Source organism: Serratia sp. CoH_122_TC_1, from assembly GCF_058191755.1.
Window position 1 is genome coordinate 116,765 of the sequence record NZ_JBXWLA010000017.1, and the last position, 26,602, is coordinate 143,366.

At 48.0% G+C, this 26,602-nt stretch carries 26 protein-coding genes; 3 read left to right on the top strand and 23 right to left on the bottom strand.

Annotated features, from left to right (window positions below):
* Positions 1-74: 74 nt before the first annotated feature.
* From AC2FC2_RS20630 to AC2FC2_RS20660, 7 genes are all read right to left on the bottom strand, one after another.
* Positions 75-509, bottom strand: coding sequence for a HigA family addiction module antitoxin (locus AC2FC2_RS20630; protein WP_490659815.1), 435 nt, complete (start codon positions 507-509; stop codon positions 75-77).
* 82 nt (positions 510-591) lie between these two features.
* Positions 592-1,938, bottom strand: coding sequence for a P-type conjugative transfer protein TrbL (gene trbL / locus AC2FC2_RS20635; protein WP_490659816.1), 1,347 nt, complete (start codon positions 1,936-1,938; stop codon positions 592-594).
* A gap of 2 nt (positions 1,939-1,940) precedes the next feature.
* Positions 1,941-2,114 (bottom strand): hypothetical protein, encoded by a 174-nt coding sequence (locus AC2FC2_RS20640; protein ID WP_490659817.1) that lies wholly within the window; start codon positions 2,112-2,114, stop codon positions 1,941-1,943.
* A 9-nt stretch (positions 2,115-2,123) separates the two neighbouring features.
* A complete protein-coding gene (trbJ, locus tag AC2FC2_RS20645; protein ID WP_490659818.1) occupies positions 2,124-2,918 on the bottom strand; it encodes a P-type conjugative transfer protein TrbJ in 795 nt (264 codons plus the stop codon).
* Between the two features lie 788 nt (positions 2,919-3,706).
* On the bottom strand, positions 3,707-4,468 hold the full coding sequence (locus AC2FC2_RS20650) for an ABC transporter ATPase (protein ID WP_490659819.1): 762 nt from the start codon (positions 4,466-4,468) through the stop codon (positions 3,707-3,709).
* A complete protein-coding gene (locus AC2FC2_RS20655) occupies positions 4,455-5,312 on the bottom strand; it encodes a helicase RepA family protein (RefSeq protein ID WP_490659820.1) in 858 nt (285 codons plus the stop codon). Before AC2FC2_RS20655 ends, AC2FC2_RS20650 begins: the two co-directional genes overlap by 14 nt.
* Before the next feature lie 5 nt (positions 5,313-5,317).
* Positions 5,318-5,548 (bottom strand): helix-turn-helix transcriptional regulator, encoded by a 231-nt coding sequence (locus tag AC2FC2_RS20660; RefSeq protein ID WP_050927029.1) that lies wholly within the window; start codon positions 5,546-5,548, stop codon positions 5,318-5,320.
* A gap of 86 nt (positions 5,549-5,634) precedes the next feature.
* Between AC2FC2_RS20660 and AC2FC2_RS20665 the strand changes: the two genes are divergently transcribed.
* The gene (locus AC2FC2_RS20665) at positions 5,635-6,603 is read left to right on the top strand and encodes a LuxR family transcriptional regulator (RefSeq protein WP_490659821.1); all 969 of its coding nucleotides are present in this window, start codon (positions 5,635-5,637) and stop codon (positions 6,601-6,603) included.
* Positions 6,604-6,926: 323 nt separating this feature from the next.
* Here the strand turns inward: AC2FC2_RS20665 and AC2FC2_RS20670 are convergent, their stop codons facing one another.
* The 8 genes from AC2FC2_RS20670 to AC2FC2_RS20705 form a co-directional block, all read right to left on the bottom strand.
* Positions 6,927-8,414, bottom strand: coding sequence for a P-loop ATPase, Sll1717 family (locus AC2FC2_RS20670; protein WP_490659822.1), 1,488 nt, complete (start codon positions 8,412-8,414; stop codon positions 6,927-6,929).
* Positions 8,415-8,996: 582 nt separating this feature from the next.
* Positions 8,997-10,187 carry a tyrosine-type recombinase/integrase gene (locus AC2FC2_RS20675; RefSeq protein ID WP_490659823.1) on the bottom strand — a complete coding sequence of 397 codons (1,191 nt, stop codon included), beginning with the start codon at positions 10,185-10,187 and terminating at the stop codon, positions 8,997-8,999.
* Positions 10,188-10,604: 417 nt separating this feature from the next.
* Positions 10,605-10,865, bottom strand: a complete 261-nt coding sequence (locus AC2FC2_RS20680; protein WP_490659824.1) for a hypothetical protein — start codon at positions 10,863-10,865, stop codon at positions 10,605-10,607.
* On the bottom strand, positions 10,862-11,239 hold the full coding sequence (locus AC2FC2_RS20685) for a hypothetical protein (protein WP_490659825.1): 378 nt from the start codon (positions 11,237-11,239) through the stop codon (positions 10,862-10,864). Before AC2FC2_RS20685 ends, AC2FC2_RS20680 begins: the two co-directional genes overlap by 4 nt.
* On the bottom strand, positions 11,224-11,739 hold the full coding sequence (locus AC2FC2_RS20690) for a lysozyme (RefSeq protein ID WP_490659826.1): 516 nt from the start codon (positions 11,737-11,739) through the stop codon (positions 11,224-11,226). The genes AC2FC2_RS20685 and AC2FC2_RS20690 overlap by 16 nt, the downstream gene beginning before the upstream one ends.
* A complete protein-coding gene (locus AC2FC2_RS20695) occupies positions 11,723-11,956 on the bottom strand; it encodes a class II holin family protein (RefSeq protein WP_149573044.1) in 234 nt (77 codons plus the stop codon). Before AC2FC2_RS20695 ends, AC2FC2_RS20690 begins: the two co-directional genes overlap by 17 nt.
* Before the next feature lie 26 nt (positions 11,957-11,982).
* Positions 11,983-12,150: a hypothetical protein gene (locus AC2FC2_RS20700; RefSeq protein WP_490659827.1), complete on the bottom strand. Its 168-nt coding sequence runs from the start codon at positions 12,148-12,150 to the stop codon at positions 11,983-11,985.
* Between the two features lie 8 nt (positions 12,151-12,158).
* Entirely contained in the window at positions 12,159-14,696 is a 2,538-nt protein-coding gene (locus AC2FC2_RS20705; protein ID WP_490659828.1) for a putative phage tail protein, read from the bottom strand.
* Positions 14,697-14,883: 187 nt separating this feature from the next.
* On the opposite strand from AC2FC2_RS20705, the gene AC2FC2_RS20710 reads away from it, so the two are divergent.
* Positions 14,884-15,132 (top strand): hypothetical protein, encoded by a 249-nt coding sequence (locus tag AC2FC2_RS20710; protein WP_490659829.1) that lies wholly within the window; start codon positions 14,884-14,886, stop codon positions 15,130-15,132.
* 71 nt (positions 15,133-15,203) lie between these two features.
* Here the strand turns inward: AC2FC2_RS20710 and AC2FC2_RS20715 are convergent, their stop codons facing one another.
* Entirely contained in the window at positions 15,204-15,500 is a 297-nt protein-coding gene (locus AC2FC2_RS20715; protein ID WP_490659830.1) for a hypothetical protein, read from the bottom strand.
* 36 nt (positions 15,501-15,536) lie between these two features.
* Here AC2FC2_RS20715 and AC2FC2_RS20720 point away from each other — a divergent pair, with 36 nt between their 5' ends.
* On the top strand, positions 15,537-15,974 hold the full coding sequence (locus AC2FC2_RS20720) for a hypothetical protein (protein WP_490659831.1): 438 nt from the start codon (positions 15,537-15,539) through the stop codon (positions 15,972-15,974).
* Here AC2FC2_RS20720 and AC2FC2_RS20725 read toward each other — a convergent pair.
* Genes AC2FC2_RS20725 through gp10 form a run of 7 tightly spaced genes read right to left on the bottom strand, consistent with a single transcriptional unit; the run spans position 15,967 to position 26,589 of the window.
* Positions 15,967-19,356: a hypothetical protein gene (locus AC2FC2_RS20725; protein WP_490659832.1), complete on the bottom strand. Its 3,390-nt coding sequence runs from the start codon at positions 19,354-19,356 to the stop codon at positions 15,967-15,969. The genes AC2FC2_RS20720 and AC2FC2_RS20725 overlap by 8 nt on opposite strands.
* Positions 19,356-22,112, bottom strand: a complete 2,757-nt coding sequence (locus AC2FC2_RS20730; RefSeq protein WP_490659833.1) for a hypothetical protein — start codon at positions 22,110-22,112, stop codon at positions 19,356-19,358. Before AC2FC2_RS20730 ends, AC2FC2_RS20725 begins: the two co-directional genes overlap by 1 nt.
* Before the next feature lie 9 nt (positions 22,113-22,121).
* Positions 22,122-22,691 carry a hypothetical protein gene (locus tag AC2FC2_RS20735; RefSeq protein WP_259281584.1) on the bottom strand — a complete coding sequence of 190 codons (570 nt, stop codon included), beginning with the start codon at positions 22,689-22,691 and terminating at the stop codon, positions 22,122-22,124.
* Positions 22,684-23,157: a hypothetical protein gene (locus AC2FC2_RS20740; protein WP_490659834.1), complete on the bottom strand. Its 474-nt coding sequence runs from the start codon at positions 23,155-23,157 to the stop codon at positions 22,684-22,686. Before AC2FC2_RS20740 ends, AC2FC2_RS20735 begins: the two co-directional genes overlap by 8 nt.
* The gene (locus AC2FC2_RS20745) at positions 23,157-25,658 is read right to left on the bottom strand and encodes a phage tail protein (RefSeq protein ID WP_490659835.1); all 2,502 of its coding nucleotides are present in this window, start codon (positions 25,656-25,658) and stop codon (positions 23,157-23,159) included. The genes AC2FC2_RS20740 and AC2FC2_RS20745 overlap by 1 nt, the downstream gene beginning before the upstream one ends.
* Positions 25,658-26,266: a phage connector family protein gene (locus AC2FC2_RS20750; protein ID WP_490659836.1), complete on the bottom strand. Its 609-nt coding sequence runs from the start codon at positions 26,264-26,266 to the stop codon at positions 25,658-25,660. The genes AC2FC2_RS20745 and AC2FC2_RS20750 overlap by 1 nt, the downstream gene beginning before the upstream one ends.
* Positions 26,266-26,589, bottom strand: coding sequence for a capsid staple protein (gp10, locus tag AC2FC2_RS20755; protein WP_409325124.1), 324 nt, complete (start codon positions 26,587-26,589; stop codon positions 26,266-26,268). Before gp10 ends, AC2FC2_RS20750 begins: the two co-directional genes overlap by 1 nt.
* Positions 26,590-26,602: the final 13 nt, after the last annotated feature.

Sequence of the window (26,602 nt, forward strand, 5' to 3'; positions counted from 1 at the left end):
CTTTACTCTGAGGAAAGGCTTAGCAAAAGGGTCGAATTTCATGACACTTGAGGGGCTGACCTGCTCCCCGTTGATTATTTACGCCGTTGCTCTGGGCGATCTTGTAGCACCTGCAGATTGCACCAGAAGTCCTCATCAGTTCCAAATATGTCAGCAAGAACGCGAGCATCATCATCCGTAAGACGACGCAAACCGCAGATAATATCGTCAATATACTGCTTGCAGATACCCATCGCTTCCGCCAGTTCATCATGAGACATGTTCAGTGGTTTTAAAAATTCCTCTGCCAGCATTTCTCCCACTGTCGCAGGCCCGGCGGTATCTGCTTTTGTGTAGTATGCAAGAATCTCTGAACGCCCCTGCTCATACGTCAGCTCACCTGAAATAATACGTGCTTTAATGGACTCATAGAGCGGCGTACCTCTGGGGTCCATTCCTTCAAGTCTCAGGGAAGCCTCTGCTTTGCGGAAGCCCTCGATGCGTAACCGTGAATAGGGAGTCCTGGACATGGTTTTTCCTTTGAGTTGCAGGAGTAAAGTTCGCTCAGTGAAAGCGTCAGTTCACGCTACCTCGTTAACTGACGCGCGTGATTCAAGATTTATTTTTGCCGGATAAGCTATCTCCGGCAAAATCATCATGTTCGCGGTTATCCTGACGAGTAGCTGTTTGTTTACGTATCTGAGTCGCCAACTCCCCTCCAATAGTCTGTTGGACGCGAGAAGATTTGCCACTTCGCTTCATTGTCTGGTACTCAGCAGCCCCGCTAGCCATACTGCTTCCCATATGGCTTGCCATGCGGCCAGCTCGCGAGAAGGATGCAGCAAAACCTTCGCTTCCCCCACTGGAGCTACCTTTACCGGATGGTTGCTCTCCCGACGAGTCTAAAGAACCGGTATCTTCACCACCACCAATTAATCCACCGGAACCCGACTCTTCGGCCATGGCAGCTTGCGCAGACTCGAACGCTGCTTTTAATGCAGAGGCTCCACCGCTGACTTGAGCTGATGCCTCCATTGCCATTGCCCCAGCACCGCTGATGGCAGTAGCGGCAGCGCCGGTGATCATACCCGCCCCAAACCCACCAATCCCTTGTAAAGACGCCCCTCCGACAACACCTGATAACAAAAGTGGCAACTTATTAGTTAATACTAATAGGATGATTGACGCCAGAAGCAAAACGATAAGGCTATTAAGATCAGGAACATCATCTTTAATAACAGAAAAGTATTGATCTATAAATGACTGTCCAATGCCGATAATTAATGTCATTGTGAACAGCTGAATACCGATTGATAAAACAGTACGTAAATAATTAATTGTAATATCAGAAGTCCACTTCGAACCGCCGAACCCAAGCAATATGATTCCTGCATAACATAATACCCACGCAGAAACCAACATTATCAACATATTTATGGCGATAAGAGACATTACAACCAAAACGATTATCGCGACAGAAATCATTATCGTGGATATCATTGGTGACCAGATCGATGCTGCAGAACTTATCTTCGTTAATATCAAAAATGCCATATCAACTATACTTGAAGGCGAAATTCCTGCGCTGGTTCCTAATGCATTTGCGGCAAGCTCCCTCATAGAATCAATTATAGCTTTAGATATCGCAGGACCATGATTTAAAAGATAATAGAAAAAACCAGTCACGGTGAAAAATCTTATTATTTCCGCAAGCAAATCTTGCAATCCTCCTCCTTTCATGGCGATTAAACCAAACGTCCAAACCATACTTATTAATACCAGCCCCCAAAATAGCCAATTTGCATAATTACCAAATACTGTCGTCCATGTACTGGCAACTTGCTGATACTTATCTAATAAAGCATCAAGTAAACCACTGCTATCCAGTTGGCCTGCGTAGGCATTCATAGAAAAGAAAAACATTACACCTAAAAATGTAAGTTTGCTTACAGTTTTCATAATTACCAATCTCGCTTAGGACTTGGACTATTATTGCCACGAAGAGCACAATTATCGTATTTGAATCCATCAGGATTATTTTCTGGCAACAATAAACACTCCTTATCTTTTCTTTCACAAGAACATAAAATCAACGAGATGATTACAACAAATGACATCAAAAATTTATTATTCATTCTGTCTCCTCACCAAACTCGCTTAGGGCTTGGTTTATTATCCCCAGCCAATACTTTCTCATCAGCTACTGTCTGTTGAGCTTCTTTATCTGCCTGTACTTGAGCCAGTGTCATTGCGGCATTCTGTTGGGCTACCAGAAGTGAGCGTATCTGCAGGAGCTGGTTAGCCTGCGCGCTGGCAAGCTGATTACCAGCCTGGATTGCTTTCATTTGCCCCGTAGCCCCACTCGCCTGGCTTTGCAGGTCTACAAGGTTGTCAGCGTCAGATTGCAATGATTCTTGTTGCTGGTCGAGAGCTTTAAAGACCGCATCATTAGCCTTTTTACGTGCCTCCGAACTGTCCTTATCAGCACTCCGCAGCGCTTTTATATCATCGGCAGTACATGAAATATTGCTGTTGAAGCAAGCTGATGAACGATAGTAATTAATATCCTGATAGCGCTTGAGGTACGAATCAAGACTACCTGTCTGGTTCTTGTAATAGTTCAGTGTATCCTGCGCCTGCAGTAATTTATTGATCGTAGAATTGGCCTGATCCCAGATATATGCTGCAGGCGCAGCAGTATTTCGCAGCATATTTTCATACTGCTGGAGCTGTGTCTGATACTGCTGAATTTGTTTTGCTACGGCCTGAACGTTATTGACTGCGCTGATTGTCGTTTGAACCACGTTAGTACCATCAATAACCGGAATCCCGGCTTTAGCCGCCAGAGCTATCAACGATACGGAAAGGAAAATGGGCACCGTTTTTTTAGCGGCTAAAATCCCTCTCAATGATGTAAACATCTGTACCAATAACTTCATATTCCACCTCAATATTAACTGGTTATTCATATTGAACACTCTCACTGTTAACAGTCACTGACGTATTGAAAGCTGCGACTGGGCAACAGTCATATGACTCTCCGTATCGGCGATAGCCGATCAGCCTCGCAGAGCAGGATTCCCTTTGAGCAGTCCCCGGCTGCGAATAAAGGGAAGTGAAGGGGAACATCGCGTAAGCGGTGGGCCTACTTCACATGTCCTGCCCCACTGTTACCGTTGTATATCTATGCACGCGCTGTGTATTTCTGTGTACTGGATGTGTTTTCTTAACGTATTAATGCAGGATTACTCGAATAAAAATCTGCAGCAAATGTGTTTTTTGCAAGGAAACTATATTTCTCCCGTTTAAAAATCACCTTTAATAGTTATATATTGGCACCCGCCAAATTTATTCATGTTTCGATATATTGTAAGAAGTCTTTTATTTTTACATGAACTAGTTTAATTACCATATCTCAGCAAGTACTCCGCAGATTTTAGCGGCTAAAATCTCCCCCCAATGCATAAGGCTAAGGGTGTACCTCATATGTCATGAAAACCTACCTCAAGTGTCTATATAACAAGTGCGTAGGTAATCTCCTCTTCTGGCGTCCAACCATCGGCCTTTGGCCGATTCTAGATTTGAAAGCGCCTGCCTGCTCAGGCTGGCGATTTAAAAGCCTGAAGATACTGAATGATCCTATAAATACTGCTGAATAGTTAAAAAATCGGGCCGCTGTGACACGCTATCGGGCCGCTATAACACGTTATCGGGCCGCTGTAGCACACTATCGGGCCGTTGTGACACGTTTTATCTTGGCACTTTTTATCTCAATGCCAATTTCAAGCAATTGCCCGGCATCTTCTTTCAATCGTCGACGATAATTACGCAAAGTCATATTACTCGTCCCTTCACCACAAACTGCCATTATCAACTTATCCATATACCAGCCTCCTGAAGGATTATGCTTATGAGTTAAGACGTGACGAGCAACAGCCTGGCTAATACCATGTTGTAATCGAGCGATGGGGCCAGGGGGATAATAAAAATGCAAATCCCTTTTCAACAACATTGCGAGTGCAACCCCCAGACGGACACGCCATAAACGACGTTTTCCCCCGGTCAAGGGATCAGGCCGAGTCATAGGTGATGGCACTACATGATCGATTAGCCCTCCAATTATACAGTCGCCACTTCTCTCCAGCTCTGGCGTTATAATTTCAACTGTTGCAATGCGGAGATCTATAAGCAATTTTTGTATGCGACCATAGCTATATTGTGCATCGGATAGCGTTCGGCGTACTTTCGCTGGATCTACTAATAATTCGATTCCACCATCAGAAATTTCACGACGTTTCTCGGCAACATATAATATTGCCTCCACGATATCGGCATGACGCTGTCCGAGCCGACCGGTAACACGACAACGTCCGAAACTGGTCTCCATCCACTTTCCCTTTAGATCTTGAGGACGCTGGCTTGGCTGATACAGAACTACCCTGGCTTGCCATGCTGTACTTGTGGGCGCCACTTTATTACCAGTTGTCATTGTCAGCACCACTCCAGGCCGATGTTCTTTCTTTAGTAAGATTTTTATTATTCTTCGAGCTGAGCGCTGTTATTCTTAATACTCCCCCCTCATGTCTCTGTAACCAACGATCTGGGGCACGTTCACCATAATTTGCTTTATTGATTCCAAATCTAACAAATTGACCTCGAATGCCATCAGCAATACCGTAGGTCTTCGCTTCTAAGGCGGTCATACCCGCCAGATAAGATTGCCACCGTATATTATCAACCAGGACACTACTACCCCTGCTTGCCTGTTGTATATCACCAATTCCCATCGTGGCAGCACCTTTGTTTGAATGGTGTAGAAATATAATCGAACACCCAGTATCAGCAGCAATACCTTCTAGCTTTCCAATGACTTTGGACATTGCTCCGCTATTATTCTCATCTTCCTGGTGGAAACGGCGAAGAGTATCCAGGATTATTAGCCGCCTACCTTTTGAAATTTCATTGATCAAGTTGCTCCAACCTGGCAAGAAAATATTTGGACACTTACCTACCAAAGGTTCTACTAGTAACTTATCAGCTACAAGCTGCTGCTGATGCGCTGTTAGATATTTTCCCAAAGCATATAAACGATGGTGAATGATAGTTGCCGAGTCCTCCACTGGCAGATAGGCCACTAACCCGGTTGGATATTCACCAAAGTTTAAAAGGTCTACGCTACAAGTAATCTGCACGGCAAGTTGTAATGCCAGCATTGACTTTCCAACACCTCCCGGAGAGACAATCGCTCCGACAGTACCAGCAGCAAGATTAGGCAAAACGTAATCAATTGGTTGTGGTTTAGCCTCAAACGCTTCCATTATGTTCAATGACATTACAGTTACCTACCTAAAACAATACCGGGTCTAGCCGCTTTAAACATTGCTGATTTACGATCCGCAATCCACTGTTCTACTTCAGACAGTTGCCATGCAACATTTCGGCTGGTTAGCGCTATACGGCGAGGAAATTCGCCTCGTTGCTCAAGGTTATAAATAGTCCGCGCTGACAATGGGATCATTTTCAGAAGTGTTTTTCTATTAATAAGCGTGCTATTTGCCTTTGTTTGCATTTACCTTCCTCCAGTTTCCAATCAGGCCTATACAATGCCAAGCATTACCACTTGCTAAAACCTATTCATTGGCTAAAATGGTTGACATGAAAATTACTACCTGGGAAGGCTGTGACCCTGCAGTCGCAACAGCAATCAAAATATTTTTAGAACGCGGCTCTCCGTATTCCATAGCTTCACGGAGGTATCCAATACTGCGTCTGGTACAGGAAGTGATTGACCCTGCACTAGCGGCTTTTATAAATTCCCTACCACTAAGCCATAAGGATTACATTTCTGGCTCAGATATAGGATTTACTGAACTAACCAAAAAAGTGGGTTTTAATGTCGTAGCACAGGCACAAAGACTTCTTTTACGTAATTTCAGCCTGACTTTAGATCGTCAAACTTCTCTTGATAAATGCCTTATTGCTACGATTGAGTCTCTTATTGAATTAGTTAGTGAGTGTGCATCTAAGCGGCCGAAGAAATCCTCACCGGCAAGAGGGTTGACTATAAATTCTCAGCGTAAGCTCGGTTTTTGCGAGTTCTGCGGTAACCAGACTGAATACTCTCATTTTATTAGTGAAATATCAGAATATGCTGCTAGCGATATTGAATTTACCGATCATGAAAAATTGGTCCTTAGCCATCGATACTGCTCGAACCATAGACCTAGACTGACCGATGGCCAATGGAATCCCAAGTACAGACAAGGAAAGCGTTCTTCAGAACAGTTTAATAAAGAACTAATAAGACTGAGACGGCAATGCGCTAAACCAAATAAAGCTAATGCAAACTCAACAGATGGATTAGTTGACGACTATTTTTATGAGTGGATGCAGGGTAAAACTATAACCTCAGCAGATGTAGGCGATCTTAGAAATATTGCACGGAGAATGGTTGATTCTAAACTTTCTGATACTAAGAAGATGATAGTCGTATTAAAACGCTATGGCTTTAATCAGTATGCAATCGCAAAAATTTTAAAAGAAAACTATCGGACAACTATGACAAAGCAGGCCGTATCCAAAGCCTTAGCATCTGTGCACAAAGAATTCAACATTCTAATATAGAAACAATTAGTATTAGGATTCCCCCCTTCATAAAATGTCGCTAAGATTAAGCTATTTTAATAGGTAAGTTAATAAATTAAATTTTTTCACTTTATTAACCATTAAATATCTTACAAAAAACATCACTCCAAACACCCTAATTTAACAATGTATAAAATGTGATTTTTTAAAGTTAAAAATCTGCCCAACAATAAAATAATTATATACTGCATAATAATATATACATTTATTAGTTACAAAGTGAAGTGAAAGTTATTATGGTTTTCCCAATAAAGACAAAAAAGGCCCGCATTATACGGGCACAATAAGAATCAGGATAATATTTATGTTAGATTGAGGGATTTTAAAAGACCATTATGTACTAAGCACCCTTTTTTGGGATTCATTACTGCCTTTTCTCTTCTATGTCTCCATGCATATCTTGGAGAACCAAATTTATCCCATACATTCCCTATCCACGATGTGTTGAATAAAACATCAAGTATGCTGTCTGCTGTTTCCATGGATACATCGTACTCTTTTAATGCTTCATGAAATTCATTCGCAGTAAATCTTGGACCAATATCAGATAATATTTCTGGAATAGATTTTCTAATTTCTTCACTGACTAAACCGACTAATGCGTCGCTAAGTTCCGATACAAACCACTCGGAGTATGAACTAGTAGCAGAATATATATCTTGCACACTAAAAGGAGGAGATTTTTCAAGACTTTGTAGACTTCTGAAAAAACTTATAAGGTCTCGGGGTAGATATCTGGAGTTATCTAAAATGAATAGTATACTATCTTTTTTCCCTATTTTATCCGGGAACCACATTTTCCAGAGCTCCTTTATCCCCTCAGTATACCCAGCAAGTTTCGCCCTATTTTCAATTACTTTCAACAAATAACTATCAAACTGTTTCCCCTCTTTATCATACCAATTTAATGCTATACCATTATCAGTTGTGCGCTTCGTTAGATTAGGGTCAGGTAAAATATCCAAAATCTCATCCCTAAATAATATCACCACCTTACTATCGTTTCTCATACTTGAGAAAAAATTATTAACTTGTCGAACAGCAGCGACTAAGTCAACTAAGTATTGCGAATAATCCTTTCCATTTCTTAATAGATAATCTAAACCATCAATAATAAGATAATGTTTATTCTTTACTTCTCCTAACTCAACCAATGCTTTTTCAATTGCATTTACTAATCCTGCCGGATCTTTTACCTTTTGTTCACTTGCCCTATCGATATTGCCTTGTAATCCTAATGCACCAAAAAGATTCGAGAACTTTGCGTAAAGTCCTTTCCTTGATGTTTCTTGAACAACTTCCACGAGGCTTTGAGTTGAAAGAAAACCGTACTTTTTTAAATCAGTGATTAGGCCATTTAAATTACTACTGGAATCTGATATTAATTCATCCTCGCCATATAGAGATAAAACCCTTATATAAAGAAGTAGTTTCCAGACAATTACAACCCCACCTATTTTTTCTCCGCCAACTCCAGAGGTTCTTTTTAATAACGAGAATTCGAATTCCTCAAGATCATCAATTTCGCAAAAGAACTCCCACTGTTCTTGAGCAATAAACATCAATTTCGATGCTAAAGCTGACTTACCAGCACCTTTAGGCCCATAGACAATATATTTATTTGGTTTAAATATTGAATCAGTGATTTTGTTTATATCAACAAACGCTTCATTAATTAAGTTAGGGGCATGTAAACGTTCTTCCTGAGCATCCGTATACTCGAAATTAATATCTTTAAACTTATGCATATAAGGACCTTGTTTTCCGTTCGGTTTTTCATTGTAAGTCAAGCGGAATTTTCCGTCAATATCAATGTTACATGCAGCGCAAGTACCGCTCACTTGAAATAAATAGGCATAAACAAAAAAATATTATATATTACAAGATTGGAATTATTGAATTAACATCTCAATATAAAAACAGCAGTGGGTTTCAAAGCCCTTTGCTAACTTTCTGTTAAAGAAACTAAATAATATCACCCAATTCTTTTATAAAAAATCCATTAGAATTTCTGCCATTGACTGTTATTGCAAAGCAACTGTTGAACGGTTATGAAAAATGGACACCAGTTATATTACCTCATCAGTGAATTACAGAGGATGGTTAATAATGATAGAGGGTGGATAAATTTCATGGTTATGTAATGGCTAATCACCTTACTTATCTACGACAGTAAAAGGCATTCGTTTTCATGTAAGTAAGTCTAAGCCAAGGGCGTTTAAAGTTGCCCTTCCACTGCACAATAGATACTGGCTTACTTGCCAGTATCATGTCGATGGCATTTAGATCCACATATGTCTCCAAATTTTAGCGGCTAAAATCCTCTACCAATATGATAACAAGCGGGGATAGTGAAACTTATTTATTCTCAATCACTTACGAACCCATTCATCAATCATATTCGCCAAATCTTGCAGCATCTCTGACCTCTGCTCGCGATACTCAGCCTTGTTATAAACAGCTCGAACCCCTTTCTGTTCATGCGCAAGGCACTTCTCAATCCAGTCGGTATTGTACCCGGCCTCATGCAGCAAGGTACTAGCTGTTCGCCGTAAGTCATGGGGACCAAACTTAGGCAACAACTCCCCTTCTTTCTGTGCCAGTCGATACGTCAGTGTTAAAACCCGGTTTAAAGTAGCGCTACTCATTGGCGCATCGGAATCGTAGCGCGAAGGAAGGATAAAATCAGAGCTACCGGCAAAGGTTTTGAGAGCAATCATAATATCCATAGCCTGTCTGGAAAGAAAAACCAAATGTGGATTACGTCGTTTCATCCTCTCCTTTGGTATCGTCCATAATGCCTCACTAAAATTGATCTCGTTCCAGGTTGCGTTAGTAAGCTCACTTTTACGTACCATCGTTAACAGCAAAAGTTTAACCGCTGCTCTGATTGATGGCGTCGTTCCTACCCGTTCCATGTACCGATACATCAGACCAATTTCAACTGGCGTCAATGCCCTGTCACGCGGCTCAAATTTCGCTATGCTTGCAGGCCGTACCAGATCAGCGGGATTCTCAACCTTCTGACCGCGCTCAATAGCCCAGCGATAGACTTGCAATACAATCTCTCTGGTGTACACAGCTGTCGCCGGTGCCCCTCTCTCGACAATGTTATCGGTTAATGCGCGTAAGTCTTCATGTGTAATCTCGGTCAATTTCTGCTGCGCAAATTTTGACTTCAACTCCCTTTGATATACCGAACGCCGCATATCACGCGTCGATTCAGCCATTTGATAGCCGCGTAACCATTTATCAGCCCATGCACCAAAAGTCTCCGCATCTTTGATACGCGCTTTATCTCTGGCTTTTTCCCTCGCTGGCGATCTTCCACCGGCAACCATTTTTTTAGCTTCATTGAGCCGTTCACGCGCTTCTGCAAGCGTGATCCCTCCCACACCATAGCGGCCAAAAGTAACGGTCTCCTGTCTTCCGTTTATTGAATAGTTATAACGAAATGAGATCGTTCCAGCCGGAGTGACCGCAACATACAGACCATCACGGTCATTAACTTTATAGAGCTTCTCCTTCGGTTTAAGGTGACGCAGCCTGGTGTCAGTTAACATGGTTTATTGTTTTCCTTTATCAAAAAATACCATGTTGTAAAAAATTCAGAAAAGTCATTTAACTATATGTTTTTAATCGATTTATAAAAAACAAATACCATAACTCAACCGAGATTTATCACATGGTACTTTTTCAAATCTGAATTCAAAACCAGAGAGTACCATCAAAAATCCCATTGAAAAAACCGTGCTTCCCGTTGCTAACAGCTGCCAGAAAGTGCCAGACACAAAAACAAAAAAGCCCGCAGTTACGCGGGCTTAGAGGTACTTTATTGCTTTTACGTGCAGGCTATTGCCAGACGTTAAATCATTCCCACTCAATTATTTACAGTGAATGTAACCAACTGATTTTATATGGTGTTATCGTAGATAGCGGAATCAGATACCGTCTTTTATACCGTCACCAGAAAAAGAAGCTCAGTTTTTGCACGCTTCGTTAGCGGCGTTCAGCTCTCTTTCATAACCTATCCGCTGGTGACGCTCGGCGCGTAGCGCTCGCATCTGGACGTCGATAGTAGCACCGATCGGCAACTGGTCAACAGCGAACGCCGGGCGCGCAATGTCAGCAGTTCTGCACGGTACCGCCACCGGGACTTTGACCTCAACGTAAGACGGTGCTGGCGGCGCAGTGGTGCAACCGGCCATAGCCAGCGAAGCGATAACGATCAGCTTATTCACTTTGCACGCTCCCGTCGCAGTTCGTCGTCAAAAGCAGCGGATGCTGCCGCGCATACTTCACCAGTGGTGCGTTCCGACAGAACGGTGTTAGCCTTTCCGTAATCGTCCTGCGCATCGCGACGTGCTTTCTCCTGCTCTGCTTTAACCTTAGCTGCTCTCTCGGCATCTGCGCTACGCAGTGCCTCAATGCCAGCATTCTGGCTGGTGATAACTGCTTCCTGCTGTCGCCCGGTATCCTTGCACTTCGTCAGCGTATCGTTGAGCCGGTCAATCGTCGGCTGGTAATGACGGCCAGCCAGCCAGGCGCCAGCACTGACAATTGCCGCCAGCGCCAGCAGAATCACCACAATGTAGGCAATCATTTTTCCAGGCATAGTGCGCGCTCCTTGCCTGCTCTCGTCACCAGTCCGGGTAAAACTTTGCCAGCAGCATAAACCCAGCGCGGGTACTGTTCACATGCCTCATCTACTTTCCCCTGGCGCGACAACATGAAAAGCGTTGATTTCTGGGCGGCACCACAACCAACACGAAACGTCAGGCTGACAGCCGCATCAAAGGCCCCCTGCCGCAGCTTATCGCCTGCTGCATTGCGCACAACACATTGCTCAGCAGCGATGATGTTCTTTTTCCAATCCGCGGCGATCTGCTGATCAGTTTTTCGCACGCCCGGGTTAACGCCGTGTGTATTGCCAACGCCATCAGTCCACACATCAGCCGGGCATTTATACGGATCACGACGACAGCCCTCTGCGTTTCCGATTAACTCAAGACCGGCCTGGCTGGTTTTCACCTCTCCGCTCGACAGTACCAAGCCGATGATCACCATCACCGAACAGACTGCACCGGCGGCACCTGCTTTATTCAGCTTGCTCATCTACAAGTCTCCCCATTCTTTCCTTTCGACGATCTTCACGGATTTTGAAATAAAGGTTCATCAGCCAGGTTAGGAACGCAAAACATAGGCCGCCCAGCACTCCGATTGCAGCCCACTGTTCTGGTGTATAGCCGTCAAGTAAACGAGTGAACCAGAAAGCGGCGCCACCGCCTGAGGCACCATAAGATAAACCGGTAGTAATTTTTTCCATTTTCATAGTCCTACCCCGCTGACGCGGTTTAATTAACCCGTAGCGCCATCATCAACGCTGGACTGCGCATGCATTGCGGCATTTTTAAGCGACTCATTAACGATCTGCGCAGCATTCATTTCGTCAAACCGCTCATCATCCATCCCATAGCTAGCCAGCTCTTGCCCCTGCTCTCCGTATACCATTACTGTTGTTTTCATACCCACTCCTATGCAGACTTAAGCCACCACGCCGGTAGCTTCACGTGTATTACTCCGACAAACCCAGATACTCGCAGCCCTGGGTAGCAGTAATCCGCCTTGCGATCTGACTTACATGAAAGCGGCGGTGTAGAAATGAATTGAAAAGTCCCAGGGTTTGGCATTCCTGGGGCATTGAAATACGGAAGCATGTTAATGCTGGTGTCGGCACTAATATTTATCAGGTTCTCAACTAATGCAGTTCCCGATGCATTGAGAGTGCGCTGAGCCATGTTTCGCAAAATACCAGAAACATTGAGAGCACCCGTTATCCCTCCTGGTCTAACAGAGCACATCGCATAAAACGTGTCTCTCCGCGTGATCGACTGAGGGCCGTTAAAATTAATATCAATCTCAGTAGCGGTATTGGCGGTTGATATTTCCAGCGAGATTTCACCATTGGAGTCAACATCCATATATTTTACAGTTGCGGCGCCATTCCTAATTATGAATGTAAGCCCAACGCTGTTATCACCCGTGGCCGTAATGTCAGTTCCTGATGCGCCTAGCAATATCCAATTATTTATCGCAGCGCTATACGTTGTCAGATACTCCGGCTTATCAGTATGCGACCGGGTTTTTAGCCTTACGTTGTTTGTTGAATTACCGTCACCACTTGACACCAGCGCACCGTAATAAGCATTGTTTGTTTTTTCAAATATTAAATGATGATCAGTCATGTTAACGTAAACAGGTGAGTCAGCACTGAATATCTGGCGCAATGCGTTGTAACCCGGAACATTCTTGCGGGGTAAAATTGTTGTTCCATTGAACAAAACTCTGTTTGGACCAGCCCCTGCAATCTGTGCATCTTGACGTACAAGTGCACCGCCAAATGCTTCTATGTGACCGCCGATAAACGTCAAATCTGAGTATGCTCCCGACGGCTTAAACGCCAAGATGTGATCAGGAGTAAAATCAAAGCTGCAACTGACAAAATCAAAAGACATGCCACTAGCGTTGTGGTTTATGGCATTGTTTGAGCTATCACCAAATACACACTTTATAAAAGTTGATTTCTCTCCGCTATTGCGAGCTGTTGTGTCATCAACAAGAAGACCATGTCGGTTGCGTTCAAATCGGCTGTCATATATGGTGCAAAGGTATGTATCTACCGACCGCCAGCGAGTGCCAGAAATAAACCCAGTAACAAAAATGTTACGTATTTTAGCTTCGCGGAAGTTTGGGTATCCGGTTGCAGTATTCCCGAGTTGAACACCAGCCTGATTACTTGAGGCAGAACCAATTCCGATGATACTTATCATCCCGCCGCTGCCATCTAAGAAGTAAGCTCCGGAAGATGCGTTGAATGAAACATCATTATTTTTCAGTCCGTCCCATACGTTGGTTACGTTAAAACCAATAATATCACCACCTGCAAAACTAAAAGTAACGTTTCCACGGCTTTTAATTGTGATGAACGGTGCATGCTTTATTGTTTCTCGCATTGTGTACCTGCCCTTTTTAATAACAATCATTGGCAGGTCTGCAAAACTGCTTGTGTTAACAGCAATCGATACAATCAGGTTAATAATTTTCTGCAGCGCAGATGATGCGTTGCTAGATGATGGACTATAGCCAGCCCATTCGAGCGGAATTTCACCTGTATTAGGGCGTTTCCAGCGCGCTCCACCAGGGGTGACGAATGTCATAACACCGTCGTCAGGTGTGGTTGTGTCGTTAGGGTCGTAATAGATATCACTGCCGCCGCCAGCGTAACCAACGCCATAACGGACTAGATCAATACGCTGATTAACTACGGATGGTTCAATCGTACGCAATGTGGCAACGTCAGGGCAACGCCCGATATATTTTGCACCATCTGGCTGCGCCAGCTCGATCATCACTTCGGTTGCGGTTCCACTACCGGGCAATACCGCTATTGGATTACCTGTGTTATCGAACGCCAAAACCTTATTGCGCCTTCCGGCGACTGAAGCCATCACATTAACCGATGCCTCTGGAACTCTCAGCGTGCGTTTGAACAGATCATCGGTATGCGATGTTGACCCTGCCACGGCAGAGTCAACATAGCCTTTTGTTGTTGCATCCTGAGGATTAATTGGGGTGCCAAGATTAGCGATACGATTGCCTTTAGCATCGTAATACTTTGCCAGCCAGTTAGGTTTACGCAGCGCAAGGCCAAGGCCACCAATCGCCTGCTGGATCAGCATGGTCAACTTGTCCCATGCATCCTCATGGACCTCTGGGAAAAAGTTACCCTGGTTGCGAACATCCGTTTCCTGAGTTACCGGTAGGTCGCGCTCGATGCTGATACGCCAAGCGTTCGCCAGCGGGTTGACCAACTTCACCTTCCCGCCGGTCCGGCTGCCGGACCCGGTCACCGTATAGTCGGTGTTGAGCACCAGCGTACTGATGTTTTCTGTTGTGTCAGCGACAGATACAACCAATTCATCCGCAGAGAACACACGAAAGCGGTAGTCGAAGTCTGTCGTCACCCCGTTGCCGGTGTATTCCTCTCGGCTTATCTCAGTTGATACGGTCATTTCATTTGCCCCATTTGCTCACTTAAAGAGCATTCTAGCGGCTGACAATCCATACATGAATTTAATTGTGTGTTATTATAAATTTTGTTACCTAAATGGTAATTACATTGCGCATATTGCTAAACTAATCATTTTTATATATGGTTATTTATACAGTAGTTACGAGCTGAGCGAGGTGCAACACGCGATGAAGAAGTACAGCTACCCGGCCAGCAGGATGCTGGAGAAAAACATCAACACGCGCGAAGGGATCGCGGGATTAGCTAAGGCTTCACTACTGGAAAGGCTGCTTAAAGAGCTGGATGCAGACGGCTCAGAGATCGGCGGCGCTATGCTGGAACTGAATGCTTTGGTGAACTACGTCACACAAAATGAAAAAATGAAGGAAGAAATTAGAACCCATTCGAAATTTATTACACACCAGCTGGAACAATAACTAACAAAGACATAAGCCCGCTAGGCGGGCTTTTTGTTGGGTGCTGATCGGGGCTTGGTGGGGTTATTTGTTCATGCCCGTTTTCTGTTACTGAACCATTCGGCCAAGCCTGCAATGCCGCCCAAGGCGAAGGTCAAGATAAGCGCACCGAAGAATAACCCGCCAGCCTGCCACCACTCCCAATGCCATGCTTTCATCGCACCGGCCATGCCAACCACCGTGCCAAGAACAGGGATGTAGGCTATGATCGCTGCAAGAATAAACGAGAAGAATCCGCTAAGCCCCCACCATGACTCAAGCCCTGCCATAACTGCTGCTAATTGGACAATGCCAATGCACATGTAGATAATAAAACCTATCGCTTGCATGTAGTCCCCATTTATTTCGCTAATGGATTATTAAAAATGAAATCAACAATATTCGCCGCAGCGTTACTTTTACCGTCATTTTGTTCAATAGCTGATGATATACCGGTTAGTATCCCTCTGGATGGAGAAATGGCCAACAACTTGAAGCCGATTATTGTTGGTGCCCCTGAGCAGGTTAACAGGAGCGTAAGAGTCACCTTTTTAGAGGCAACCGATAAAGATATAACTATCATGGTAAAAATTGGAGCAGTAGACACAAACAAGCCAAAAGGCGAATCAATGATCCCTGACCAAGGAATCATAACGCATACCAAGAGAAGCATAGTGAACACATACTGTGCACCTTTTGGTGATGGAAATTTATTTTTTGATACTTTCAGACAAAGGAAAACAACCTTAAACTATCATTTTGAAGCGGCTACTGAAGTTCCATTATTCTCTTTCACCGTTTCAGAAAAAGACTGTTCTATTTAAGTTGTTCTTCCACCCGATTAAGCAGCGGGGAGATATAAAACAGGTTCTGATATGGTAGCAACTTCCTGACCGCATGTGTTTGCTTGTCGTCAAATTCTCCGTTAAGCACACCATTTGCGATCACCGCCCCATCTCCAGCCATATCAAACGTTGGGCCCATCAGGGCACCGATGGCGTTACGGCTCTGGAAGCGTGACACCGGCGGAGCACCGAACATGGCGCCAAGTCCGAACCGGCCGCCGCTGATATTCTCCACAGCGTTCAGTGGTTCTGACAGCCAGCCAATCATGCCAGCGCGGTCGATACCCTCTTTCACCAGGTTGTTAGGGCTGTAGTCGATATCGCGGCCGCTAAGTTTTTGCTTCATGACGTAGACCATTGCGCCGAGCGCTATCGTGCCCATCGCCCCAAGGTAGAACGATGCATCACCCTGCTGGATTCCGGAGGCGACCACCCGGTTATGCTGCGCAAAAATAAAGGTCTTGAACTGCAGGATCATCTTGCCGACTTCATTACTCATCATCAACGGGGTATCGCCGACACCTGGTGTCACTACGGTTGAGTCAACGTCTTTCAGCACTGCTGACTGGAAAGCCTCACGCACCGCACGGTCGTCCCATAGGTGGCTGTGGCCAGTCAAAAGCCCATCCATATCTTCGCCATGCTTGGAAAACTGATCGCTGATGCGCCGCAACATGCTCTGATCGATGCCGATTTGCGCCAGCTTTCTGATCTCCTTCTGTGGCACTTCTTTCCCGGCTGCCAGCAGTTGTGCATTGTCCAGGATGCGCGACTGCACAATCAGCCCTGACCACGACTTAAGAGCGCTGTTCCACTGGTTCATCAGCGTCCAATTGCCGAACTTCTGCGTTCCCCAGTTAAGCCCGCGCTCAAAAGCCGAGCGTCGGCTGTATGGATCGGTCAGGTCGGCAATAGCCTTTGTCCTGGTAGACAGCACGTAATCAAGGCCAACCGCCATTTCTCGCAGGTCTTTTGTGGCCACTTTCACGGCTGACATGTTGCGGAGCATTGCGCCCATTGGACGCAGCGATTTACTGAGTCCATGCTGCATCACCGGGCGCATCAAGTCAGTAGCCGCCGAAATGGTCATGCCGCCAAGCAGGCGTAGGAAGTTGATATTTCGCGCTACACGTCCAGCACGGACAAAGAAACTGCGCGGGTCTTTCGGTGCTCCATACGTGCCGATCAGCCTATCTCGCATTGCCTCTATGTCTCGCAGATCAGCATCACGCTGCTTCTCAAGCCTTCCACGTTCCTTCGGTGTCTTGGCATCCTTGATTAATTGTGTGTACTCCTCTGAAACCTGGCGGATTTGCTCGCCCATATCCTTGCTGCCAAATTGCGCGGTTAGCTCGATTTCCGGCCCGACTTGGCGCAGATAACTCTCCATTACATGGTTGATATCAGATTCCAGAAAGTCCTCAATTCGTTCGTCTGGGATAAGCAGGCTACGGCTTTTCGTGAAGCCTGCTCGGCCAATTATTTTTTCAGGCAAAAGCTGAGCCGGTACCAGGCCGGAAGGTGCGCCAATTATCTTATTGACGATCTCATCAGCGGCATCCTCTGCCTCTTCTCTGGAAAGTGGCTCCATCGCCTTCAGTGCACGCTCACGGCTTGCGTTAAGTCTGGTCGTGGAGTTGGCCTTCTTCTGCAACTTGCGCAGTTCTGAGCGATGCTTACGCGGGTTATCCAACAGATCCAGATGACGCTGCAGGGTTGGCAGTTCTTCCTTAGCCCTGGCGACATCATCCAGCTTGGTGCGCAGGTCGGATACCTCTTTATTAAGACGGGTGATCAGCTTCTGATTTTTGGCCGTGGCCAGTTGAGACTGTTGCTTTTCAAGCCTGGCGGTTAAGTCCTGCTCTTGGCCAACAAGTTTAGTCCGGTTACCCACCTCATCCATGAGTTCAGTTTTACGTCCAGACCATGACTCCGCCGCTGCGATCTCGTCGGCAAGCACCTTGGCGCGTGGTTGTGCTTCTGCCGCAGCAGTAAGACCGGAGTCAATTTTCTCTATCCGTGTGCCAGCCGCATCGGCACCTTTGCTGCTGATACCCTGGATCCAATTAGCAATGCGCCCACGGAACTCTGTGCGGTCAGACAAAATTTTATCGAATTTGTAAATGCGTGGTAGGTAGCTTTGCGCTGTAGAAACGTCAACGTCTTCCGGCAAAATGCCGAGTTCTTGCATGCGGACTTTGGTCGCCTCAAACATCGGGCGGATCTGCGCTGCTGCCTGAGCCACTTCTGGAATTTCACTCTGATCCCCGCGGCGCATTGCCATTCCAACAGCTTCATTGAAATCAACGAAATTCATCCGCTGCCCACCTGCAGAACGAATGCTCTTGCTGTAAGCCTGGTAGGCGTCTTTAGTGGACTCCATCTGTTTGTAGAGCATTGCATCGTATTGCTTTATCTTGGTTTCCGCCGCGGTGAATGTGGCCAGCCCTTCGTCGTTCTTGGCAAAGTAATAGTTGTTTTCTGCCAATTGTTGGTTAATGGCTCGAGACGCACGCGATGGTGACTGCGCCAGGCGGCCGCCTGGGTTAACGCTCAGGGTTTTGTTAATCAAACCAAGACCAGCCAACTGCTCCTGATCCAGTGTTGTGTTGAAAACCTGAGCTGCACCGATGCTTTGTGGCGAGTCATTGCCTCGCAGATTACTGGCCACCGCTTCAGATACTGCGGCGCGTTGCCCGGCACCGGCAAGTAACTGGGCACCGGCTCCAAGGATGCCGCCGACCATCGCGTCAACGGCCACGTTTGCCGCGCTCTCTTCCAATGTGCGGGTTTCCTGAGTGGCGCTCAGTGCTGCCTCTGACGCTACACCGCCAACGGCATTGGCCAGGGCAAATCTGCCAGCAGTAGCTGCAACCTCACCACCGCGCACTACGGCACCGGCAGGGACAAACATTGATGCCAGGTTTATCGGATCAATAAGGCCCATAGCCAAGCTGGAGATTGTTCCAGCCCCGCCGGTCTCCGCAAGGTATTGCCGGTCTTGCATCTGTCGATCGATACGGCTCTTTATAGCTCGCATCTCATCAGGGGAACCAGCATCAATAAATGAATCAGCATAATCCTCATATCCCTTTAGGTCTGCTGCGTCGTTGTCGAAAGGGTTATACCCATCAACTTTGTCAAACTGGCTAAATGGCGCAGTTGCGATGAAGCTACCAAGGGAGTTATCCAACCGGAAAGCCGCGTCACGTCCGCGCTGCACCTGCTGGTTGTCGGTGAATGGATTGATTGCCGAAAGTAATGACGGTGTTTCAAGATATGCCGAACTATCATCAGGCTGTGGAATGGTCTGGACATCAGCAGAAAGCAGATCATCAGGTTTCATTTCATACGTTGGCATTATTGGCCCCCTGCTGTGATATTGCTCGGCAACTGGTTAGCAATGCCGGTGCCAAATGGTTTAGTTAGATCAGGTGGAACATAACCCTGTTGATTGGTAAATGCTGGCTGCTGTTCTTCCAGTCGCGCCGCGCGCGCTGCTTCGACTCTCTGTTGCTGAACTCCCATTGTTTGCTTGTACATTGGCGACGTTTGTTGCTCAGGCTTAAATCGCAGAGGCATGCCATTTTCGCCGTAATATGGGCGAACATCGTCGTAACCTTCAGCATTTTTCTGGCGGAGCATAACGCTATAGCTCTGATCTCGCGGTGTCACCGCGTCCGGCACCAATACCAAATCTGTATCATCGCGCGCTCCGCCGAACGATGCCCATTTCAATGCCCGTTTTTCTTCTTCCCATTGGCCTTGGATCCAGTTACCAGAACCGTTTGTAACGCCATACACTGCTTCCGGCGCATATTTCATCACCTCTTCTTTCCCGTTAATGGTCGATACCGCCCATACCTTTTTAATCATGGCATTGGTCATGGCCTTAGCCTGATCAGCATCTCCGCCGGTCTGGGCAAAGTTAGCATCGTAAATGGTCTGGTAGTCCCGCTGGTACAACTGGTTCGCCTGGCCTGAACTGGTGATGTTTGGCGATCCGAATCTTGTCCACGACGGCGAAAGGCTATTGATATTGTCCTGCGCTGCGGTGGATCTGGCCTTGATGTAGTCTTTATCCCTGACCTGTTGGCTAATCATCTGCTTCAAGCGATCGTCCTGCTGATAGACCTGGTTGTAGGCCATATCAACAGCTTTCTCGGCAGGCACACCAGCACGGTCATAGGCGTAAACTTTCGAATAGAACGCCATGGCCCCCTTATCAACACCAGTGGCCGCCGCCGGATTGTTATCGAAAATATGCCCGTACATCTTGGCCATTGGGACAACGACGGCAGGATCGCGGGATGTAGCCCCTGCAGTGAGCATCGTCTTGATCTGTGTTGGCAGCATGCCGGATTTTGTGGTTATCTCAGCGACCTGGTTCATGCTGTCGGCGTTGTTGATATTGAAGCCAGGCGCGACCTGACGATCAAAATAATGGTCAGCAGCCGCCTGGTTGTTTTTATCATTTGGGTCCAGTGGAAAGTTGTTCTGCAGTGATGATTCAAATCTGCTGCTGCCTTGATTCTTTTCCCATTCCGTATCGAGCTGCTTAAACTTGGCCTGCATCTTGTCCCATCGCTGCTGATTTGCTGCGAAGTTAGCTGCATTAGGGTCTGATGGGCGCAGGCGCTCGAGCAAGTCTTGGCGGCCGGCTGGCGACATATCTTTTGCTGCTCCAATTACCCCGCCATAGCTCTGTTGATCCTGCAGGTCCTGCCACTGGCGAAGTCCTTTGGCCGGGCCGTAGGCGTTTATCAAATCTGCCTGCGTTGGCAATTGACCAGGCTGCAGGCCTTCATCAAAGGCTGAATATGCATCCTTCAACGATGTGCCAAGTTGCTGGGCATAAAGCGCGCGCTGCTCGTTCTGCATTGCCTGAGCCTGGCGGAGATAGGTTCCCTGCGTCGCCGGACTGGCGGCATCAAAGGCTGCGTTACCGGTGCGACGTTTCGATGACTCCAGCGCGGATAGGCCTAGCGCTGCGCTAACGCCAGCCCCAAGCTGTTCAGTAGTATATGGCTGGCTTCCGTTCTCATGCTTCACGATACCGGCGCACAGCGCGGCCAGGGTTCGTGGGTTGCTCATGTCTACCTGATCATTGGCTCCAATGCCCAGTGCTCCACACAAAGCTTTGATATAGGAATCAGTGTCATTGCCATCAGAGGCCGGCGCCCAGCGATTAACGATCTCGGATACCGTGTCATAACCCTGTCTCTGGTAAGAAAGCAGGTTTTTTCCCAGCGCACGGATCCCATGCTCGGGCGTTTCAAATTTTGCAAATCGCCCGTCACTTCCGGCTTGCCCTTCCCATGGATTTTCAGAGCTGGCTTCGATGTTTCCAGGGTTATTATTTCGCAGCCCACGCGCAGCAGAAGAATTACCATGTGCAGTGACTCGAGGCATTCCGCCAACATCAGACGGCTCCCCGTTGCGCGCCAAAAACTGATCGAAACGTCCAGCGGCAAGCTGAGCATTTAAGGCAGCCTTCGCTGAATTCTCACGGAAGTTAACCCAATTGGCCTCGATCTCTTCCGGGCTTTGGCCGTGAGCCTGACCGAATGCCATGATTTGCTCTCTGGCCAGCAAGTTGGTGTTAACGAACCCTTCGTTATCATCGAAGCTGTTTTCGGCCTGTGTTTGCAGGTTCGCCAATAGCCCTTGCTGCTGACCGACTTCAAATTGCTGGCGCTGGCCAACTTCATATTGCCGCGCACGATTTGCGATCGGCTGCCCGGCGGCCGCGAATTGGTTACGGAATTTCTCTTTTACGGGACCGTCTGGAATTGAGTCGAAAGCCGATCCAGCCATCTGGCTAAGCTGCCCTGCTACCTGCTCACCCTGCCCAATGGCATTTGCGCCCTGCTTGGTAATCAGACCGGTCTGCGGGTTATTAATCAGGTCATCGGCCTGCTGGTTGAACTGCAGCAGTGCATTCTGAGCGAATGCCAGATCCTCGCGCTCTCGCTGCTGCTGGTAAACGCCAAGAGCATTAGCTCCAACATCAGCCAACGCTGTTAATCCGTTGCCCTGGGGGATGCGGAGGTTTTGCGTATTGACTGGCGCCATCTCGGATTGTGACTGGCGCTGGTACACCGGTACTGTTGGCATCGCTCCCCCTTAGAATGTGTATGCGTTGGAGCCGTAACGGCTGCCGCGGGCGTTGTTGAACATGTTATTGCTTGATGATCCACCGCCTGAAGCAGCCGGCTTATTCAGCGCGCCCGAGGATTGGTAGGAGCCATATGCCGTTAATGCTGAGTTCAGGATGGTAGTTGTGGCCCCGAGGTTAGCAGCACTGCGATCCATCTGGCCCTGCGCGCGGCTAACCCCTGCCTGGAAGTTAAGCCCGGCCCCCTGCCGTTCGGCGTTGTTGATTGTCGTCAGCGAGTCGAGCTGCCCGCCCTGGGCAGTATTACCGAAGATATTAAGCGCGCTGCCGCTGGTCATGTCGGTACCGGCCGCACCGAATGCCGCCGCCTGCTGGCCCTGCAGTTGCCGCGTCTGCTGCCGTTGCTGGTCAGCCTGAGCATTACCGGTATTTATCGCGTCCTTGGCGGCTATCTCTTGTGCGTCAGCGTTGGCATTAGCAACTTTCTGGGCATTTTTACCTTGCTGCTGCTGACCGTATGCACTGATGGCACCAACTACCAGGGCACCAACTGCAACGATGGTTGTTGGCTCACACATGGTCACCTCGTCTCATATCGAATCTGTGGAATGGAAGGCCAGCACGGCCGACCGGTTGCGCTTCATGGATGGTGAATCCCATCCAGTGCAGCCAACTTTTAGCCGCAGTGTTGCGGGCATCAACGTAGTTTTCCAGCACCGGGTAATGCTGCAGGAATAACTGCAACACCGGCCGGCACCGTCGGAGGAAAGTTGCCTGATAACGTTCCAGCAGATCAGAACCAACAAGCCAAGGAACGCCGGAACCGGTGATAATGGAACGCGGAGCCACGCCAAAGATGGTCACCACCTGGCCGTTGATCAGACCAGCGAAGGAAAAAGCCGAAGTGCGCAGGGCCAACTCCAGAACCTGCGCCGGTGTCTTTCCGCTCATCGCTTCGAATTCGTCCACGTCAGCCTGTCTAACGTGCGGCAGTAATGCCGCTACGTGTTCCAATGTGGCCTCGACAACTTCAACCTTACGCACTAAAAGCCCCCTACAGTTACTCGCGGGATAACGGCCAGAATGGTCATCGGCAGCGGATCGTTCTGTTCTACAATCAGTCGGCCATTCTTGCCCCAGTTAGCATCCAATTGTAATTCAATGGTTCCCGTCTTCGGATCGACCGGTTCATCATAAAATTCATCATCACGCTGGGCGTACTCGTAGAACTTGCAACCAGGTGTCGCCGCAAATACGCCGCGTGATTCGTTGACCAACAGAGAGGCGCTTGTGAAGAGCTTCTTCTTGTCGAGTAAGGTTTCGTTACCGTTCAGGTTGACGTCGAGTGTTTCAATGACCGCTGCGATCGGCAGGCCTGCATGCACAACGGCACCAGCTTTCTCCAGGGTTATGCTGCCGCCGGTGACAACTTTCTGCGGTTCAACGTTGGCGTCGGAAAGGATGCTCACCGCTTGCCCTTCGATATGCTCAAGCCCGGAAAAGGTCATGCGCGCCATGCTCCAGTTACCGACAGCCTCACCACGAAATTGCTCAGGAACATCACGGTTGCTGGTTACGGTCGCCTGGTTGCCGCTCACCACGGCGCGGATCAGCAGCTTAAGGATTTTGTTTTCGTCGTCTTCGAAATACGGCATGTGAATTTCGCTGCCAACATCACCGGACGTGAAGTAACTGGCGCCGGACACGGAAAGCGTTATCTCTTCGTCGTATGGCCAGTTCCCGGTTCCCCCGGTAAGCTTCATAGTTTTACTGGCATCGCGGTTCCTGCCGTCGTATGTCAGCCCACAGTCAACGAAAAAGGCATCATCCATGTCAGTGTATAGACGGGTTTGCATACGTTCGATGTAACGCCGCTGCTGCCCGTTAATGGTTCGCTCCACGACGCAATAGAGAGCATCCTCGGTATCTTCGGCAATGCTGCATAGGGATTCATATCGGCCAGCACCCGGGTGTAGGTGCCACGCTGCAACCTGCTGATCCCGCATGTATGTGAGGCCGAGAAGCGATCCGTCATTACGTACACACCAGACAACAGACATCGGTGTAATTGAGAAAGCCCAATCAGTGATCTGGAATCCGGTAAAGAAATGGTTGGCAAGAATGGTCAGGTCAGAACCTTGGAAGCCATCAACGTCGAACGAGTAAGCCAGATCGCGCACTGCGCCGCCCTTCTGCTGGATGAATAGCGCGACGTTGCTGATAGCTATCGGCTGTACATGGCTGGCTCCGTTCTGTCCCTGGCTGGCAAATTGGAAGGCTGATGGTGTTAACGTGCCCTGCTGGTTTCCGTTTACCTTGTATTCCCCGCCGCTGGTAAGGGCAACGAGTGAACCTACATCAATCAGGTGGCGGATCTGATTAAGTTGCCGCCCGGCGTAGGTGTAGGTGATCGCGTCATCGTCAACGGTTGGGTTTGATGTGCCAAAGTCTTTATAGTCACCGCTGCGGCTAGTCCATATTGTTTGCGGCTGGCTGCGGGATCCGGCAAACATCAGCCGTTGCTGGAAATAAACGACGGTACCAGGGTAGCCAGCATCACCATTCCAGGCATAATGCGCCCATTTGTATGTTGCTGAGGATTCACCAACCACCTGCCCGGGAAGTTCAATATCGCCATCCTTGCGGATCACCACGTCGGCGGTAGCAGTCAGACCATCACCACTAACGGCAGTGATGCGGCAAATACCGCGACCAGAATGCAAATAGCGCCACTTGACACCATAGGCATCAGAACCGGCAACTGCCCAGCCGTCCCAACTATCGCCCGTGGTATGAGAAGGAGCAACAGGACCGGTATGGCTACGCTCTCCTGCATCTACACAGCGATAATAATTCTCCTGGTAGCGGCATAGATTTCCAACGGCGACTTGCTCACCGGTAACCCATCGGCCTACCGTATCAACGTTTTTCTGCTCCATGTAGAACAGGCCGCCAACGTGCCAGCTTTTGAATATTGAAGCACTGGCCGTCAACGTTACGGTGCCGCTCGTTGCGCTGGCGTAGACGGTGATCGCCTCATCAATATTGACGTTGGCGAATGGGCCGCTGACCGTAACCACCGCTGCGGTACGCCAATCATCATGTGCGTATCGTTGGATCTCCATCGGCGGGTAATTGGGATGGCATACCGTCATCACGTCCGCGCTTTGCGTGTACTTCAGCAGATCGATATCGCCAGCAGCCCATGGCGTTGCCACATCTACCGGTTGGCCAACGCTGGCACCAGATGAGTAAACAACCTGAGCACCATCCATGAACACGCGGAAATAGTGGTCACCGACTTCTAGCACATAGGTTTGCTCAGTGTTGAACTGGAACGGGATCAGCCGGCACTTTCGATCGGGATATTTGGCTGGCGCCACGTAACGTGTACCAGGGCGATTCTCTACGCCACCATATTGGCGGACGATGAAGTTACGGCAGCGGCGCAGCGATGTCTGGTACTTCTCCAGGTCAACACGGCCGTAAAGGCTTGGCGATACCTCGCCGCCGGCAAAGGATGGCTGGATGAGGCTGGTTGTCATTATGATGCCCTCGCGTCGGAAACCTCAGACCACGGCGCCGGCGGCTCCTGGGTTTCATTCATGCTCAATGTGGAAGCCGAAGAAATTGTTAGCTGGTACTTCTGCTCGGCACGGTTGCCAAGGTTTGCATCGCCAGTGATCTGCATGTTGACTTCGGCGGCCAGGCGCCAGGCAAGCGCGTCGCGGAATTCCGCGTCAAACATATTGGGGTCGGTCACTTTTGATACATAGCGCAGCCATGCTTTCGGCAGATCTGTAAGTATCAAGCGCCCAGTACCGTTTTCATCAGAACCAACCTCATACGGAACGCGTTGTTCCGGCGTAACGAATCGCTCCCCGTCCGGAGAGACTATCGCGACAATGCGCATGCAGTCAGTTGGGTAGCGGTAGCTGTACTGCCAATCAGGTTGTTCGATACCCAGATCGGCAAGAGCAACACGCTTGGTAGCAAAACGCCATGGGAAATCAGCAAGCACAGCATCCCGGCAATCCTCATAGAAAAGGTTACATGCAGCGGCTTCTTTGCTCTTTTCGGTGAGGCTAGCGATCACCCGGCTGTTGCCAAGTCGGCTAAGCGCAACGTTGCAGATCTGGATAACGGATGCCATTACTCGCCCCCTGCTTCGCCATAAAGAGTATCGGCAGCAGAACGCTGCGGTGCGGCTGCTGGCTCAATGCCAATGTCGGTGAACTGCAGATCAACACTGCTTTCGGCTTTATCGCCTTCAGTACGGGTTGAGACAGATAAAACCTTTGCCATACCACCAACCGTAAGCATCTCGCCAACCTTTGGAAGTTGGATCCCCAGCTTTTCCAGCGTGTCGTTGTTCAGAGTAAAGCGAAGCCCCCACGGATATTCGTCACGCGTTTCAGGCTTTCCACCTTCGCTTTCGTATGTGTCGGTGCCGATTTTGAGGTTTACGGTTTTCATGCGAGGACTCCAG